Source organism: Clostridium moutaii (assembly GCF_041205085.1).
Classification (GTDB): Bacteria; Bacillota; Clostridia; order Clostridiales; family Clostridiaceae; genus Clostridium_B; species Clostridium_B moutaii.
In genome coordinates, this window is the sequence record NZ_JBGEWD010000044.1 from 1 (window position 1) to 1,209 (window position 1,209).

1 protein-coding gene is annotated in these 1,209 nt (G+C 38.4%); it reads right to left on the bottom strand.

Annotated features, from left to right (window positions below; genetic code table 11):
- Position 1 precedes the first annotated feature (1 nt).
- A complete protein-coding gene (gene tuf, locus AB8U03_RS18005) occupies positions 2-1,195 on the bottom strand; it encodes an elongation factor Tu (protein WP_369705927.1) in 1,194 nt (397 codons plus the stop codon).
- Positions 1,196-1,209 lie beyond the last annotated feature (14 nt).

Sequence of the window (1,209 nt, forward strand, 5' to 3'; positions counted from 1 at the left end):
ATTACTGAACTATTTTAGTTACAACACCAGAACCAACTGTTCTTCCGCCTTCTCTTATTGCAAATCTCAATCCTTCATGCATTGCTACCGGTGTTATCAGTTCTACATTCATATCTATATGATCTCCCGGCATTACCATCTCTACGCCTTCTGGCAGTGCAATGGATCCTGTTACATCTGTTGTTCTAAAATAAAATTGTGGCCTGTATCCATTAAAAAATGGTGTGTGTCTTCCGCCTTCTTCTTTCTTAAGTACATAAACCTGACCTACAAATTTCTTGTGAGGGTGTACTGTACCTGGCTTTGCAAGTACTTGGCCTCTCTCTACTTCGTCTCTCTGTATGCCTCTTAAAAGTGCTCCTATATTATCTCCTGCCATTGCCTGATCAAGAAGCTTTCTGAACATTTCTACTCCTGTACATACTGTCTTCTTGCTCTCTTCTTTTAATCCTACTATCTCTAGTTCGTCTCCTATTTTTAATACTCCACTCTCTACTCTTCCTGTTGCTACTGTTCCTCTTCCTGTAATTGTAAATACATCCTCTATTGGCATTAAAAATGGTTTGTCTGTTGGTCTGTCTGGTGTAGGTATATAATTGTCTACTGCATCCATTAATTCATGTATACACTTTGTAGCTTCTGGATCATCTGGATTCTCCAATGCCTTAAGTGCACTTCCTACTATTATTGGAACTTCATCTCCTGGAAAACCATATTCACTTAACAATTCCCTTACTTCCATCTCTACTAATTCCAATAATTCCGGATCGTCTACCTGATCTGCTTTATTTAAAAATACTACTATATATTGTACTCCTACTCTGCTTGCCAGTAGTATATGTTCTCTTGTTTGTGGCATAGGACCATCTGCTGCACTTACTACCAATATTGCTCCATCCATCTGTGCTGCACCTGTTATCATATTCTTTACATAATCTGCATGTCCTGGACAGTCTACATGTGCATAATGTCTCTTGTCTGTCTCATATTCAACATGTGCTGTATTTATGGTTATTCCTCTTTCTTTCTCCTCTGGTGCTTTATCTATCTCATCATATTTTGTTGCAGATGCCTTTCCCTCTTTTGATAAAACCATTGTTATTGCTGCTGTCAATGTAGTCTTACCATGGTCTACATGTCCTATTGTTCCTATATTTACGTGCGGTTTTGTTCTTTCAAACTTCTCTTTTGACATTGCTTCTTCCTCCT